The sequence below is a fragment of the Prosthecobacter sp. genome, from assembly GCF_044236155.1.
Lineage (GTDB): Bacteria > Verrucomicrobiota > Verrucomicrobiia > Verrucomicrobiales > Verrucomicrobiaceae > Prosthecobacter.
Genome location: NZ_JBIIHA010000030.1, coordinates 17767 through 31296, shown reverse-complemented (window position 1 = coordinate 31296; position 13530 = coordinate 17767). Strand labels below are relative to the sequence as shown.

The window sequence follows — 13530 nt, the reverse complement described above, 5'->3', positions numbered from 1 at the left end:
CTTTCAGAGGCGCACTGGCACGCCGTGCTCGCTGAGGAAGCGCTTCACATCGCCCACGGTGTATTCGCCGAAGTGGAAGATGCTCGCGGCGAGCACTGCGTCGGCTTTGCCGTCGCGTAGCACATCGACCATGTGATCGACTTTGCCTGCGCCGCCGCTGGCGATGACGGGAATGGTCACCGCCTCACTCACCGCGCGGGTCAGCGCGATGTCGTAGCCGTTTTTCGTGCCGTCCGCGTCCATGCTGGTCAGCAAAATCTCGCCTGCGCCGCGTTTGCAGACCTCCGCGGCCCATTCGACGGCGTCGAGCTCCGTCGGATTGCGGCCGCCGTGCGTGTAAACCGTCCAGGAGCCCTTTTCGTTCCGTTTCGCGTCGATCGCGACGACGAGGCACTGGCAGCCAAAGGCTTCTGCGGCTTCGTCGATCACATGCGGCGTTTTGACGGCCGCGGTGTTGATCCCGACCTTGTCCGCGCCTGCGAGCAGCATCTCGCGCATGTCCGCCACGGTGCGGATGCCGCCACCGACTGTCAAAGGCATGAAACAGCTCGCCGCGGTGCGTGCGACGACATCGACCATCGTTTTGCGCTCCTCATGGCTCGCTGTGATGTCGAGGAAGACGAGTTCATCGGCCCCCTGCGCATTATAAACCTGCGCACACTCCACCGGATCGCCCGCGTCACGAAGCTGCAGGAATTTCGTGCCTTTGACGACACGGCCTTCCTTCACGTCGAGGCAGGGGATGATGCGTTTGGTGAGCATGGCGGGGAGCAATGGAGTGTGGGAGTGCTGGAGTGATGGTTGGAGCTTGGGAAATCCAATGCTCCACAACTCCATCACTCCATCCCGGCTCGGACTCAGCCGATCGCCGCTTTCACCATCGTTTCGAGCTTCACGATGTCCTTGGCGAAGTTGCGGATGCCTTCAGCGGTCTTTTCAGTCGCCATGGCGTCTTCATTGAAGAGCCAGCGGAAGGTCTTCTCGTCGCTGCCGATGCGCTCGATCTTCAGCGAGGCGGCGTTTGCGGCGTTGAGCTTCGGGGAGATCGGATCGCTGCTCGCCGCGAGTTCGCCGAGCAGGCCAGGGCTGATGGTGAGCAGGTCGCAGCCGCAGAGCTCGGTGATTTCACCCTTGTTGCGGAAGCTTGCGCCCATCACCTCGGTCTTGTAGCCGAAGTGCTTGTAGTAGTTGTAGATCTGCGTCACGGACTGCACGCCCGGATCTTCCGCGCCGGTGAAATCCTTGCCGGTGCTCTTCTTGAACCAGTCGAGAATGCGGCCGACGAACGGGCTGATGAGCTTGATGCCGCCTTCCGCGCACGCCACGGCCTGCGCCAGGCTGAAGAGCAGCGTCAGGTTGCAGTTGATGCCTTCTTTTTGCAGCACCTCGGCCGCTTTGATGCCTTCCCACGTCGAGGCGATCTTGATGAGGATGCGCTCGCGGCCAATGCCGGCCTTTTCGTATTGGCCGATGATTTGGCGGGCCTTGGTGATGTTCGCCTGTGTGTCAAAAGAGAGGCGGGCATCCACCTCGGTGGAGACGCGACCCGGCACGATCTTGAGGATTTCGAGGCCGAAGGCGACGACGAGATTGTCCATCACTGCGTCCACACCGCCGGATTTGCCGTCGGCGACGGCTTTGTCGAAGATCGCTTTGTACTCGGGCTTCGAGGCCGCCTGGAGGATGAGGGAGGGGTTCGTCGTGGCGTCCTGGGGCTTGTAGGCCTTCATGGCTTCAAAATCGCCGGTGTCGGCGACGACGACGGTGTGCTGCTTCAGTTGATCGAGCTGGGTCATGGTCTTTGGGGTGTTTTGGGGCCGCGAGAGTAAGGGCGGCAGCAGCTTAATCAAGCGCCAGAAACCTCACACAGATGCTGCCCGGTACATTCACTTTGGTGCCGGTGAAGGTGAGCTTGCCACTGTCCTGATCGACTTTGAAAAGCGCCGCCGTGCCGCTGTTCTGATGTGCGGCGACGAGCCACTTGCCGGTCGGGTCGAGGCAGATGTTGCGGGGGATCTGGCCTTCCACCGGAACATTTTGAATGAGCGTGAGTTTTCCGGTCGCAGGGTCGCAGGCGAAGACGGCGATGGTGTCGTGCGTGCGGTTGGAAACATACACGACGCGACCGTTCGGATGCGCGAGCGTCTCGGCGGTGCTGAAGCCCGTTTTGCCGCGATCAGCCTCGGGCAAGGTGGAGACGGTTTCGATCTCGGTGAGAGCGCCTTTTTCCGCGTCGTAGGCGAAGACCGTTTCGGTCATGGCCATTTCGTTGTTCACGAAGACGTATTTGCCGCTCGGGTGAAAGGCGAGGTGACGCGGGCCGCCGCCTGCGGGTGTTTTGGCAAAGGCGGGCTCGTTGGGCGTCATCTTGCCGGTGGCGGGATCGACTTTGTAGATGAGCACCTTGTCCAGACCGAGATCGCAGGCGAAGGCGAAGCGGTTGTCAGGGCTGAAGTTCACCGAATGCGCGTGCGGGCCGGTCTGGCGCTTCGGATCGACGCTGGAGCCTTCGTGCTGGATGAAGCTGGCAGCCTCACTGACGGAGCCGTCGTCTTTGATGGCATAGGAAGCAACGCTGCCGCTGCCGTAGTTCGCGAGGGCGGCCATTTTGCCGGTTTTATCGACATTCACATGGCAGGGGCCGCTGCCGACGGCGCTGGCCTGGTTGATCGGCGTGAGCTTGCCGGATTTGAGGTCGATGTTGAAGGAGCTGATGCCGCCGCCTTTCTTGCCATCGGGCAGCGTCACGTCGCCGATGGCGTAGAGATACTTTTTCGACGGATGAATGGCGAGGAAGCCCGGATTGCCGGCCTCGGCGGCGAGTTCGGGCTGGGTCAGCTCGCCGGAGGCGGAGTTGAAACGGGCCACATAGATGCCCTTGCTGCCGTTTTTGGCGTTCGTGTTGGTGCCGAAATAGACGAGGAAGTTCTCCCCGGCGATGGCAGTGGTGGTGAGGGCGGCAAAAACGAAGGAAAGCGTGGAGCGGTTCATGGCGTGCGGATGCTGACGGGGACGGCCGACATGGTCAAGCCTGCTCTGCGGCGACGCTGGCTCTGTAACGTGGATTTGACCGCGCCTATGGCGCTCGCCACGATGCCTCATGCATCCCGCCTGGTTCCACGTCGAAAACGAAGCTGACATCCCGTCTCCCGCGCTGCTTTTTTACCGCGGGCGCATCGAGCACAACCTGCAGCTCATGCTCAAGATCGCCGGAGGAGATGCGAATCGCCTGCGCCCGCATGTGAAGACGCACAAGTGCGCCGAGATCATCGCGATGCAGATCGAGATGGGCATCACGTCCTTCAAAACCGCCACCATCGCCGAGGCGGAGATGTGTGCTGCCGTCGGCGCGGCCGATGTTTTGCTCGCCATGCCGTGCGTCGGCATCAACGCGCACCGGCTGGCGGAGCTGGCGCTGAAGTTTCCCGGCACGCAGTTCTCCAGCATCGCCGACGCGGAGGAGACGATCCGCTTCCTCGCCGCCGCGGCGCAGCAGCACAAGGTCACGCTCGGCGTTTACATCGAGATGGATTGCGGCATGAGCCGCACCGGCATCGTGCCGGGAGACGAGGCGGCCTACCTCGTGCATGTCATCAAAGACACGCCGTTGCTGCATTTCCGCGGCATCCACGCCTACGACGGCCACATTCACGATGAGAGCCTCGATGTGCGCCGGGAGCGCTGCGACGCCGCATTCGAGCCTGTGATGCAGTTCCGCTGCCGCTTGCAGGGCGAGGGCATCGTGGTGAAGGAGCTCGTCGCCGGCGGCTCGCCCACCTTTGGCATCCATGCGGGCTATGCCGACCGCACGCTCAGCCCCGGCACCACTGTGCTGTGGGATTTTGGTTACGGCGACAAATATCCCGCCGACCTGCCCTTCCAGCCTGCTGCCGTCCTGCTGGCCCGCGTGATCAGCAAACCAGGCAAAAACCGCATCACGCTCGATCTCGGCCATAAATCCGTCGCTCCCGAGAATCCGCACCCGCGTGTGCGCTTCGAAGAACTCCCGGATGCGACGGCCGTGATGCAGAGCGAGGAACACCTCGTGCTCGAAACCGAGCGCGCCCACGAATTTGTCATCGGCCAAGCGCTCCACGGCATCCCACGCCACGTTTGCCCGACGGTTTCGATGCACGGCGAGGCGTATGTCATCGAAGCCGGCAAAACGACCGAGCGCTGGCCCATCACGGCACGGAACCGGCTGATCACCGTTTAGCGCTTTGCTGAATGACCAATGAGGAATTCCGAAACTCGAATTCGCGGCACTTTGTCATTTGAGCTTCGACATTGATTCGTCATTCGACATTCTGGTTTCGTCATTTTCCTCTTCAATGTCTCACTGGCTTCTCAAATCCGAACCCGACGTGTTTTCCTTCACCGACCTCAAGTCGCGGCCGAAGAAGACGGAACCCTGGAATGGCGTTCGCAATTACCAGGTGCGGAACATGATGCGGGATCAGATGGCGGTGGGCGATCTCGGGTTTTTCTACCACTCAAGCTGCGAGGTGCCGGGCATCGCGGGCGTGGTGAAGATCGTGAAGGAGGCTTATCCCGATCCCACGCAGTTTGACCCATCATCGGAGTATTTCGACGCGGGCAGCAAGCGTGAGGAGCCGCGCTGGCTGATGGTGGACGTGAAGTGGGAGGCGGATTTCAAAACCTTCGTCACGCTCGACATGCTGCGTGCGGACACGAAGCTGGCGGACATGCTCATCCTGCGTCGTGGCAATCGACTTTCCATCACGCCGGTGGAGCAGAAGCACTGGGACCGCATCTGCAAGCTGGGCGGACTTTGAATGCCGGAGTCCGAAGATCCTCGGGGCGGTAATGTCCCGAGGGCCGCGAACCTGGGCATCCAGGCTCAGGTGAAATGGATCACATGCTTCTGCCCGTGCTCCTCATGGGCCGGATTCAGGGCGCGCAGCTCAAACTCGGCGCGATCGGCGTCGATGCGGGCGATGACCCAGCCATTCGGACGCTTCGGATCGAAGGTGTAGGCGATGGGCGGGAGGTTGATGAGCGGGAGGCCGGTTTTCTCGTGTTTCGTCTTCAACCAGGTGTGGGTGTGGCCGTAGATGAAGCCCTGCACCTTTGAATATGAGGCCAGGAGGTCGAAGAGGGCGTCGCTGTCCTGCAGACAGCCGCCTTTTTTCTTCTCATCCATGCTGGCTTGCATCGGGTTGTGATGCGCGACGATGAAGGTCGGTTTGTTCGGCGAATTGCGCAGTTCGCGCTCGATCCAGGTGAGCTGGGCCTGGCCGAGCAGGCCGGGTGTTTTGTTCACGAGGTCGAGCGAGTCGAGCAGGATCCAGTTCACCTGGGCGCTGGTGACGGTGGTGACGTGCTTGTCCGGCACGTTCATCGGCCGCTCCGCGTTCGGCGGCGGCGGGCCGATGACGGCGTTGAGGAAATTAGTGCGGTGGTCGTGGTTGCCCAGGGTGCAGTGAATCTGGATCGACTGCTCCCGCAGCGGCTGCATGCAGCGCAGGAAGGTGACGTAGTCCTCGCTGATGCCCTCGAGGTAGGCGCAGTCGCCGTTCACGATGAGTCCGAAGGGTTTCTGGCCGATTTTGAGGACCTGGTTGGCGCAGCGGCGCAGATTTTCCGCCATGCAGACGCCGCGTGCGTTCAGCGCCTCGTCAGCGGCGATGTGCGTGTCCGAAAAAAGCACCCAGACCTGTTCGGGAATCTCAACGGCGGGCGATGACGTGGCGAGCGCGCCAAACGCGGCGGCGGAGCCGCGCTTCAAGAAGCCGCGGCGGGTCAGGGGTGGGAGGGAGATGGGCATGGGAAAGTGAAACGTCGTGAGGAATGCGGATCGTGCTCGTCAGAATGTGATCTTAGGTGCCGAAATAGCGGTCTCCAGCATCGCCTAGGCCGGGGACGATGTAGCATTTGTCGTTCAGGCCCTGGTCGATGGCGGCGGTCACGATGGGAACATCCGGGTGGGCGCTTTCCATGGCAGAAAGTCCCTCAGGACAGCTCACGACGCAGATCATGGTGATGCGCAGGGCGCCGGCTGCCTTGAGCTGGCGCGCTGCCTCGCAGGCGCTGCCGCCGGTGGCGAGCATGGGATCGAGCAGGAAAACATCCGCGCTGCCAAGGTTGGCGGGCAGATTCGCATAGTAGGACTGGGGCAGCGCGGTTTCCTCGTTCCGCTTGATGCCCACGTGCGCGACCGTGGCCTCCGGGACAAGCGGCAGGATGCCATCGAGCAAGCCGAGGCCTGCGCGGAGGATCGGCACGAAGACGACGGGCCGCGCCAGCGCCGCGCCGGTGGTTTGAGTGATCGGCGTCCGCACGCTGATCTCGCGCAGGGGCAGCTCGCGGGATGCCTCCAGAAAAAGCATGCGCGCCAGCAGGTTCAGATGCCGGCGGAACTGATGCGAGGGCGTCGCCTGCGCGCGGATGGCGGCGAGGTGGCATTGCGCCAGAGGATGCTGAACGACAACGGGCTGCATGGGCCGCATTGTGCCGCGTTTGCCCTTGGTGGCAAAGTTTTCCACCACCGGATCGATCTTCGTGATACGATCCCACCATGAAAACAAGCCTCCGCGCATTTGTCTTGTGCCTCGCCTGCCTTTCTTCGTGTGAAATGCCGGCCCCGCAGGATGGGTCGAGCTATTATTACGCGTCCTCGAACCCGCCGCCCTCCGCCGCCAGCACGGCAAGCACCAGCGCCAACCGCAATGCAACCGTGCCGCGCGGTGGTTACGCGCCCGGTTCCGGCCCCACGGCGATGCCGCAGGGCAACCAGTTCATTTACCAGCAGAATGAATCCGGTCTTTTCGGCAGCCGCAGCAGCAGCACGGTGATCCAGTCCTCCGGCGGCGTGCAGAGCTACCAGACCATCGGCGGTGTGCCTGTGTATCCAGGCGCAGGAGTTCCCGGTTATGTTCCCAACCAGCCCTTCATGGGAGCGCCGATGCCCCGTCAGCCAGTGAATGCGACCGGCATGGGCGCGAACCCAGGCTATTACCTCGATCCGCGCACCGGAGCGTGGGTGCGGCCTTAATCTCCGCTGTTTTGGCGTGCCCGCCGCGCCTCCGCCTTGTGCTTGATCACTTCGATCACGATGGGCAGCACGGAGACGACGATGATGAGCAGGAACACCAGCTTGATGTTGTTTTTGATGATCGGAATGCTGCCCAGGAAGTAACCGGCGATGCTAAAGCTCAGCACCCAGAACAGCCCGCCGCCGAGGCTGTAGCAAAGGAAGCGGCGGTAGTCCATGCGTCCGAACCCGGCGGTGAACGGCGCGAAGGTGCGCACGATGGGGACGAATCGGGCGAGGATGATGGCCTTGCCGCCGTGCTTCACGAAGAAAGCCTCCGTCTTCGCGAGGTAGTCGCGTTTGAACCAGCGCTGGTTCACGATCCAGCCGCCCGCCTTGCGGCCGATCCAGTAGTTCAAATTGTCGCCGATGATCGCGGCGCACATGAGCAGCGGAATGATCAGCTCGATGCGCAGCAACCCCTGCGCGGCCAAAGCGCCGACGGCGAAGAGCAGCGAGTCACCCGGCAGGAACGGCATCACCACGAGGCCGGTCTCGCAGAAGATGATCGCGAACAGCAGGCCGTAAATCAGTGCGCCATGCTCCAGCGCGAAGGTTTGCAGATGTTTATCGACGTGCAGGACGAAATCGAGGAGCTGGGAGATCATGCGGGCGCGACTGTCCGGCTTCAAAGCGCTGCGGCAAACAAAAAAACGGCCGGAGCATCACGCTCCGGCCGTTTTCGAGAAATTGAATGAGGCAGATCAGCCCTGGATGGACCTGGCAGACCTACTTGAGCTCGACTTTGACCACCTTTTTGCCTTCGATCTTGAGGCCTTCGACCTTGCTGAACTTACTGGCGGCCTCGCTCATGCTCATGCCGCCGTCGCCGGACTCCATGACCTCCATGAAGGCGTCGGAGTTGTCCATAAGCTTGTCGAACTGGATGTCGAGGTAGCTGATGGTGCCGTCATTGAGGTGAGTGGCGTCGGAGCTGGCGATGCCGCCCGCGCCTTTCACTTCCACGGCCATGCGCATGCCGGCGAACATGGGTTTCATCATGCCCATCTGTGCTTTCATCTGCGCGAGCTGCTCCGGGCTCTTCTTCGGCTTGTCGGCATCGCCGCCTTTTTTCTTCTCCGACTCCGGATTGGTGATCGTGAGGGAGGAGCCGCTGAGCGCGAAGGTCATGGGCTCTGTGTTGGAGGCGGGCTTGCCTTCTTGTTCCGGCTCAAAAGGCACATATTTCAGCTTCGAGAGGTCGGCGACGGCAAAGACGACCTTCGTGCCGGTTTTGCCATCGGGTGTTTTGACTTCCTCATGGGATTTCACCGTGACGCCCTCGCCGAGCTTCTTCGCGCGCGCCTCGGCCTTCTCCTTGTCCATGGTGAGGCCCTTGAGCTGGTCGCCCTGGCTGCCGCCGGCCGCGGCCATCGCCGCGAGTTGAGCGCCGAGCAGCATGGACTCCTCGATGGTGGCGGTGCCGTCCTTGTTGACGATGACCGTGGATTTGATTTCAAGGCAGGAGGTCAGGATGAACGAGACCGCCGCTAGGAGGAGAAGGTGGGTTTTTTTCATGAGGGCCGGAGCTTACGGCGGCGAAGCTTTTGCCCACAAGCGCAAAGATCGGCCGCGCTCGACATTTGCCGGGGCAAAACGGCAAGGATGCTGCTTGCCAAACCGCCGCGCTTCTGAAACAAATCGGGCATGGAATCCCATGAAGTGATCAGCAAGGCTGTCGAGCGCACCAGCTTCAAGGAGGTCGCCGCGCAGATGGGCGTCTCACTCTCGCTCGCCTACAAGTGGTCCCAGCCCGACGAGCTGCAGGGCAGCGGCACCGCCAATCCGCTCGACCGCGTGCGGCAGCTCTACGAGATCACGCGCGATCCGCAGCTCATCCAGTGGCTCTGCCATAAGGCGAACGGCGTCTTTGTGCAGAATCCCGCCAGCGGCGGCCCGCGTGGCATGGAGCTCATGCCTGCCACCCAGGAGATCGTGCAGCAGTTCGCCGACCTGCTCACCGCCATCAGCAAGGCGGCGTCCGACGACCGCATCACGCTCGAAGAAGCCGAGCACATCCGAAAAGTGTGGGACGAGCTGAAGCGCTTCACCGAGGGCTTCGTCCGCCTTTGTGAGAAGGGCGACTTCGTCCATCTCGCCGAGGAGATCAAAACGCATCTGCCGAGGAAATAGCCTCCCATGTCCGCCTCCGGCCCGCTTCTCGTCCGCCACGAAGGCCACACGCCGCGTGAACGCAGCACTTGCGGCTGGCGTGACCGCCTCATCAGCCGGGAGGACGTTGAGTTGCACCCCGCCGCCTGGGCGCATGCCGTGGACATCGACGGCGCGAAGCTCCATTACCACAAACGGTCCACGGAGCTGTATTACGTCCTCGAAGGCGGCGGCTCGGTCATGCTCGACGGCGTCGAACAACCCGTCAGCAAAGGCTCCCTCGTCCACATCCCGCCCGGCGTCGTCCACGGCGCCCGCGGCAAGATGCGCGTCCTCGTCGTCGGCATCCCGGACATCGCGGAGGATGATTATTTCGAGGTGGAGCAGCCATCCTGAAACAAAAAGCCCGCAGCGTTTGCTGCGGGCTTTGAAATTGGTTGCGGGAGCAGGATTTGAACCTGCGACCTTCAGTTTATGAGACTGTGGACATGCCCTGATTTACAAGGAGAAGTGCCAACTCGTGCCTTGACTCGTGCCATTTGGGGCACTTATTCAGACACCAGAAAGGCACGATATGGCACGAACCAAACACTCAAAGAAGAAGCCACGAACGATCCTCTTGAAGGACTTGGGAGTGCTCAAGCTGAAGCAGATTCACGCCTCTGTGAAGGAGGGCAACGGCTACGACTACAGCTACTTCATGGTGGAAGGGCACGACGGAGACGGCGCTCGCATTCGGCGGAAGTTCAAAGACGAGGAAGAGGCACGGAGCTTCGCCACGGCGAACGTGGAGCGCGTGGCGAACAAGAAGGAACTCAAGAAGGCCATCTCGACTGATTTGGAGCCGGAGCAGATCGCACAGGCGGAGAATGCCTTCCGGCGGCTTCGTGGGCGCTATTCGCTGGACGAGGTGGTGGAATACTTCCTCCGGCACTTCAAAGCGCCAGAGACGGAAATCACGCTCACGGAGGCGCGGAAGAAGTTCCTTGATGGCAAGGAGCGCGAAGGACTGCGGGAGCGCTCCATTTACCAGCTTGAGCGCACGCTCTCACAGTTCGCGGCTTTCATCGCGGCACGCTTGAAGGAATCGGAAGAGGCGGAGCGGGAGTGCATGGTTCACGAGATTTCCACAGGAGACGTGGAAGCCTTCCTCTCCGGCCTGAAATCAAAGGACGGCGCTCATCGGGCGAAGTTCTCGACCTGGAACGGCTATCGGGCGGACTTGAGTTCCTTCTTTGCGTGGTGCTCCGACAAAAAGCGCCGTTGGTGCTCGGAAAATCCCGTCACGAACACGACGCGCTATGCTCACAAGCTCGTGCATCAGCAAAGGCCGGAGCCGGACGTTCTCACGCCAGAGCAGGCGGAAGCACTCATGGCGCACGTTGTCGAGTTCAAGGGCGGAGCCTATGCGCGATTCTATGCGTTGCTTCTCTTCGCCGGACTGCGACCGGCGGAGGCGCACAAGCTCGCACGCCATGAGAAGCGCCACGAGTGCGTGGATTTGGACTGCGGGGAGATCGAGCTTCCGGCTGACATCACGAAAACGGGACGCAAGCGCACGATCACGATGCAGCCGAATCTGAAAAAATGGCTCGCGGCCTTCCCCGGCGAGATTCTGCCGGAGAAAAACACGGATCGCGATTTGAAGGACATCCGGCGGAAGCTCGCGCTTACGCATGACGTGTGCCGCCATTCGTGGTTCACCTACTTCGTGGCGAGCTTCGACAGCTTCGCGAAGGCGGCGAAGGAAGGCGGCAACAGCGAGCAAATCGTGAAGGAGCATTACGAATCGCCAGCGAAGAAGCGCGGAGAGCAAGCCAAGCGCTTTTGGAGCATCCTCCCGCCAGCGGCGGAGCCTGCGAAGATCATTCCATTCAGAAAGGAGACGGCTGCATGAGTGAAGCCGGGTTAAAACTGCCAAGCTGGGTGCCTCGTTTTAAAAATGGTGATCCGTTTCTAAAGGCATGGTTTGAACGAGGCTGCATGAACGAGAGGAGACGAATCATGCTTAGATCGAGAGTTGGGGAGTTTGGCTTAGTCACCAATTTGCATGATCTAGTTGTGGATTATCTGCATTTTAAAGACGACGCATTTCTGGAACAATTGCCATTGATTATTCAAACTCTGGCAAAGACGGCTCAAATGTCGGAATTAAGGCCAAAGCTCGCAGAGCAAGGTGTCCTGCCTCTAATTGGAAAGCAATTTGTCGAGGTGATGTTGAGTAACGATGCAGCAAAAATGCTGCGCTTTTTAGCAGAGCTTGTGGACAGGTTTCCGATTAGCCAAGGCGCGTTAGATTTTGGTGATGACCTATCCATGCCAAGCTGGTTCAAGCCGACGCTTCAAGATGGTCTCAAAGCGGTTATGCTTGGTGCGTTTTTGGAAATTGTCGGGGAGCGTCCGATGGCCCCGGAGTCACTCCCAACCATCGGCGAACTAGATTCCGTTATTCGCGAGAAATGGAAATGGCGTGGTGATGACAAAGAACTGCGGGACGCGAGAAGAGCACTTGGATTGAGTGGCCTTCCTCGTGGCAAGAGCGGCAGACCGAAAAAACAACGGGGCAAAAAGTAGGTCAGGAAATCTCCGGAGATTCTGGCGGGGCAGTTCTGCCCCATTATGCAAGCGGCACGTTTTGACACGGTGGCGCTCGTTATGGCACCGCCAACTCTACCCAAACAGACAGGAACCCGCCCCGAATCGCTCCGTTCGGGCCTGGTTGATGACACGGGGCTTCTCGAAGCTCTTTTCCCCGACCCTCGAAGCAGGCCCACGGAGCGCTGGCTCCGCAAGATGCGGCAGCGGCGGCTGATTCCGTGCGTGAAGATCGGGCACCGCTTCGTGCGCTACAACGTGCGCGAGGTGGAAGCCGCACTCGCGAAGCAGTTCACGCGGGAGGCGAAGTATCTATGAGCACGCCAGAGAACAAGAAGCGGCTCCGCCATCGGCGCTACATGCAGAGCTATCGAAACTCTCTTGCTTATCGCCGGAGTGATAGGGTTTACAATCTCGTGGAATACCTCGTGCGATGCTTCCGGGCTGGCTGGGAGCCTGCGGAGTGCATTCTCCGGCTCGTGGGCGCGGCATCGCTGAAGGACTTTCGGCGGCGCTTTGAGAGTGCCACGGGCGGGACTCTCGACCTCGCCAGCTACGGCGTGACGTGGTTCTTCGCCCACAAGAAGCCGATTCGGAACTTCGACTTCTCCGACCCGCAGCAGTTCCGCGAATGCGTCTCCGTGGTGAACCTAGCTCGTGGCGAGATCGCGAAGCCGTGGCGGAAGCCGCGCAAGAAACCCGGAGACGAATCTCCGCCTCTCTTCCCCGGCCTATGAGTCACGACCCCGACAGCGCCCTGGCACGGGCGAAGGAGCGGCTCCGGCTCTCCGACCTCTGGCGGCTCCGTGGCTGGCCTCACGAGCCAGCGCGGGAATGCTTCGCCCCTTTCCGGCCTGATGACCGGAGGAAGAGCTTCTCCGTGTTCACCACCTCCGGCGGCGAGGAACTGGCGAAGGACTTCAAAAGCGGCGACGTGTTCGACGCTCCGGCGCTTCTCGCGGCGGTGGAAGGGCTGGACATGCGCGAGGCGTGCCGTCTCTTCATCGAACTCGCCGGAGTGAAGGGAGAGCCGCAGGAGCGGCGGCACGGCCCACGAGTGCCACGGGCGCGGCAGATCGTGACGCCAGCGGCTCCTGTGCGTGAGAAGCCGCTTCTCCCGGCCCTGAGAGCGCCCACGAGCACGGAGGCGGAGCACATCGCGAGACAGCGCCACGTATCGCTGGAGTGCGTGCTCCATGCGGCGGCGCTCGGCGTGCTCTTCGTGGCTCCGTGGCGCGGCTTTGCCTCGTGGTGCATCACGGATTCGACGCGGTGGAACTGCCAGTTCCGGCGCATGGACGGGAAGCCGTTTCCACATCCTGCCGGAGCAAAAAAGACGCTCGCGGCACCCGGCTCGTGGGCCTCGTGGCCCATTGGCGCGGCAGACCTCGCCACGGCGGAGAGCGTGCTTCTAGTGGAAGGCTCCGGCGATTTCCTCGCGGCCTGGCACTTCATCACGGCGGAGCATTTGCACGGGCGATGCGCGGCGGTGGCAATGACTGGCGCGGCGAATTGGATTCCTTCTGAAGCGCTGCCGGAGATCGCACAGCGGCGAGTCCGCATCTTCCCGCATCTCGACACGAGCAAAGCAGGCGAAGAGGCGGCGCTTCGCTGGGAAACCCAAATCACGAAGGCGGGAGGCGCGGCGCATTGCTTCGACCTTTCCGGCCTCGTCACCAACTCCGGCGATGCCGTGGGCGATTTGAACGACGTGCTTCTGATGGAGCGGCACGAGATCGAGGAACTCGGCTCCATCGCGGCCTTTTGAA

At 61.4% G+C, this 13530-nt stretch carries 16 protein-coding genes; 9 read left to right on the top strand and 7 right to left on the bottom strand.

Annotation, left to right across the window (positions count from 1 at the left end):
• Nucleotides 1-3 precede the first annotated feature (3 nt).
• The 3 genes from hisF to ACILSE_RS19750 all read right to left on the bottom strand — a co-directional run bounded on the left by hisF (nt 4) and on the right by ACILSE_RS19750 (nt 2991).
• Complete coding sequence (gene hisF / locus ACILSE_RS19760) at nt 4-762, bottom strand: imidazole glycerol phosphate synthase subunit HisF (protein ID WP_395719158.1); 759 nt, start codon at nt 760-762, stop codon at nt 4-6.
• Between the two features lie 95 nt (nt 763-857).
• Nucleotides 858-1796 carry a transaldolase gene (tal, locus tag ACILSE_RS19755; protein WP_395719157.1) on the bottom strand — a complete coding sequence of 313 codons (939 nt, stop codon included), beginning with the start codon at nt 1794-1796 and terminating at the stop codon, nt 858-860.
• Nucleotides 1797-1842: 46 nt separating this feature from the next.
• Nucleotides 1843-2991 (bottom strand): lactonase family protein, encoded by a 1149-nt coding sequence (locus ACILSE_RS19750; RefSeq protein WP_395719156.1) that lies wholly within the window; start codon nt 2989-2991, stop codon nt 1843-1845.
• Between the two features lie 109 nt (nt 2992-3100).
• Between ACILSE_RS19750 and ACILSE_RS19745 the strand changes: the two genes are divergently transcribed.
• Both ACILSE_RS19745 and ACILSE_RS19740 read left to right on the top strand, forming a co-directional pair.
• Nucleotides 3101-4216 (top strand): D-TA family PLP-dependent enzyme, encoded by a 1116-nt coding sequence (locus ACILSE_RS19745; RefSeq protein WP_395719155.1) that lies wholly within the window; start codon nt 3101-3103, stop codon nt 4214-4216.
• A gap of 115 nt (nt 4217-4331) precedes the next feature.
• The gene (locus ACILSE_RS19740; RefSeq protein WP_395719154.1) at nt 4332-4796 is read left to right on the top strand and encodes an EVE domain-containing protein; all 465 of its coding nucleotides are present in this window, start codon (nt 4332-4334) and stop codon (nt 4794-4796) included.
• A gap of 65 nt (nt 4797-4861) precedes the next feature.
• Here the strand turns inward: ACILSE_RS19740 and ACILSE_RS19735 are convergent, their stop codons facing one another.
• Nucleotides 4862-5788 carry a metallophosphoesterase family protein gene (locus ACILSE_RS19735; protein WP_395719153.1) on the bottom strand — a complete coding sequence of 309 codons (927 nt, stop codon included), beginning with the start codon at nt 5786-5788 and terminating at the stop codon, nt 4862-4864.
• Between the two features lie 52 nt (nt 5789-5840).
• The gene (gene upp / locus ACILSE_RS19730) at nt 5841-6461 is read right to left on the bottom strand and encodes a uracil phosphoribosyltransferase (RefSeq protein ID WP_395719177.1); all 621 of its coding nucleotides are present in this window, start codon (nt 6459-6461) and stop codon (nt 5841-5843) included.
• A gap of 134 nt (nt 6462-6595) precedes the next feature.
• Between upp and ACILSE_RS19725 the strand changes: the two genes are divergently transcribed.
• A complete protein-coding gene (locus tag ACILSE_RS19725) occupies nt 6596-7015 on the top strand; it encodes a hypothetical protein (protein WP_395719152.1) in 420 nt (139 codons plus the stop codon).
• On the opposite strand, the gene ACILSE_RS19720 is transcribed toward ACILSE_RS19725, so the two are convergent.
• Nucleotides 7012-7662 carry a DedA family protein gene (locus ACILSE_RS19720; RefSeq protein WP_395719151.1) on the bottom strand — a complete coding sequence of 217 codons (651 nt, stop codon included), beginning with the start codon at nt 7660-7662 and terminating at the stop codon, nt 7012-7014. The two genes, ACILSE_RS19725 and ACILSE_RS19720, sit on opposite strands and share 4 nt — an antisense overlap.
• Before the next feature lie 121 nt (nt 7663-7783).
• The gene (locus ACILSE_RS19715; protein WP_395719150.1) at nt 7784-8572 is read right to left on the bottom strand and encodes a hypothetical protein; all 789 of its coding nucleotides are present in this window, start codon (nt 8570-8572) and stop codon (nt 7784-7786) included.
• Between the two features lie 129 nt (nt 8573-8701).
• On the opposite strand from ACILSE_RS19715, the gene ACILSE_RS19710 reads away from it, so the two are divergent.
• The 6 genes from ACILSE_RS19710 to ACILSE_RS19685 all read left to right on the top strand — a co-directional run bounded on the left by ACILSE_RS19710 (nt 8702) and on the right by ACILSE_RS19685 (nt 13529).
• The gene (locus tag ACILSE_RS19710; RefSeq protein WP_395719149.1) at nt 8702-9187 is read left to right on the top strand and encodes a phage regulatory CII family protein; all 486 of its coding nucleotides are present in this window, start codon (nt 8702-8704) and stop codon (nt 9185-9187) included.
• A gap of 6 nt (nt 9188-9193) precedes the next feature.
• Entirely contained in the window at nt 9194-9562 is a 369-nt protein-coding gene (locus ACILSE_RS19705) for a cupin domain-containing protein (protein ID WP_395719148.1), read from the top strand.
• A 178-nt stretch (nt 9563-9740) separates the two neighbouring features.
• Nucleotides 9741-11063, top strand: coding sequence for a tyrosine-type recombinase/integrase (locus ACILSE_RS19700; protein ID WP_395719147.1), 1323 nt, complete (start codon nt 9741-9743; stop codon nt 11061-11063).
• Nucleotides 11060-11740 (top strand): hypothetical protein, encoded by a 681-nt coding sequence (locus ACILSE_RS19695; RefSeq protein ID WP_395719146.1) that lies wholly within the window; start codon nt 11060-11062, stop codon nt 11738-11740. The genes ACILSE_RS19700 and ACILSE_RS19695 overlap by 4 nt, the downstream gene beginning before the upstream one ends.
• A gap of 335 nt (nt 11741-12075) precedes the next feature.
• Entirely contained in the window at nt 12076-12498 is a 423-nt protein-coding gene (locus ACILSE_RS19690; protein WP_395719145.1) for a hypothetical protein, read from the top strand.
• Nucleotides 12495-13529: a hypothetical protein gene (locus tag ACILSE_RS19685; protein WP_395719144.1), complete on the top strand. Its 1035-nt coding sequence runs from the start codon at nt 12495-12497 to the stop codon at nt 13527-13529. Before ACILSE_RS19690 ends, ACILSE_RS19685 begins: the two co-directional genes overlap by 4 nt.
• The last annotated feature ends 1 nt before the right edge of the window (nt 13530 follow it).

Bases quoted from the DNA above. Each gene is read 5' to 3' on its own strand.
- ACILSE_RS19700 (WP_395719147.1), top strand. From the start codon at position 9,741: ATGGCACGAACCAAACACTCAAAGAAGAAGCCACGAACGATCCTCTTG.
- ACILSE_RS19685 (WP_395719144.1), top strand. From the start codon at position 12,495: ATGAGTCACGACCCCGACAGCGCCCTGGCACGGGCGAAGGAGCGGCTC.
- ACILSE_RS19695 (WP_395719146.1), top strand. From the start codon at position 11,060: ATGAGTGAAGCCGGGTTAAAACTGCCAAGCTGGGTGCCTCGTTTTAAA.
- ACILSE_RS19710 (WP_395719149.1), top strand. From the start codon at position 8,702: ATGGAATCCCATGAAGTGATCAGCAAGGCTGTCGAGCGCACCAGCTTC.
- ACILSE_RS19725 (WP_395719152.1), top strand. From the start codon at position 6,596: ATGCCGGCCCCGCAGGATGGGTCGAGCTATTATTACGCGTCCTCGAAC.
- ACILSE_RS19720 (WP_395719151.1), bottom strand. From the start codon at position 7,662: ATGATCTCCCAGCTCCTCGATTTCGTCCTGCACGTCGATAAACATCTG.
- ACILSE_RS19705 (WP_395719148.1), top strand. From the start codon at position 9,194: ATGTCCGCCTCCGGCCCGCTTCTCGTCCGCCACGAAGGCCACACGCCG.
- ACILSE_RS19745 (WP_395719155.1), top strand. From the start codon at position 3,101: ATGCATCCCGCCTGGTTCCACGTCGAAAACGAAGCTGACATCCCGTCT.
- ACILSE_RS19740 (WP_395719154.1), top strand. From the start codon at position 4,332: ATGTCTCACTGGCTTCTCAAATCCGAACCCGACGTGTTTTCCTTCACC.
- ACILSE_RS19690 (WP_395719145.1), top strand. From the start codon at position 12,076: ATGAGCACGCCAGAGAACAAGAAGCGGCTCCGCCATCGGCGCTACATG.
- upp (WP_395719177.1), bottom strand. From the start codon at position 6,461: ATGCAGCCCGTTGTCGTTCAGCATCCTCTGGCGCAATGCCACCTCGCC.
- ACILSE_RS19750 (WP_395719156.1), bottom strand. From the start codon at position 2,991: ATGAACCGCTCCACGCTTTCCTTCGTTTTTGCCGCCCTCACCACCACT.
- ACILSE_RS19735 (WP_395719153.1), bottom strand. From the start codon at position 5,788: ATGCCCATCTCCCTCCCACCCCTGACCCGCCGCGGCTTCTTGAAGCGC.
- ACILSE_RS19715 (WP_395719150.1), bottom strand. From the start codon at position 8,572: ATGAAAAAAACCCACCTTCTCCTCCTAGCGGCGGTCTCGTTCATCCTG.
- hisF (WP_395719158.1), bottom strand. From the start codon at position 762: ATGCTCACCAAACGCATCATCCCCTGCCTCGACGTGAAGGAAGGCCGT.
- tal (WP_395719157.1), bottom strand. From the start codon at position 1,796: ATGACCCAGCTCGATCAACTGAAGCAGCACACCGTCGTCGTCGCCGAC.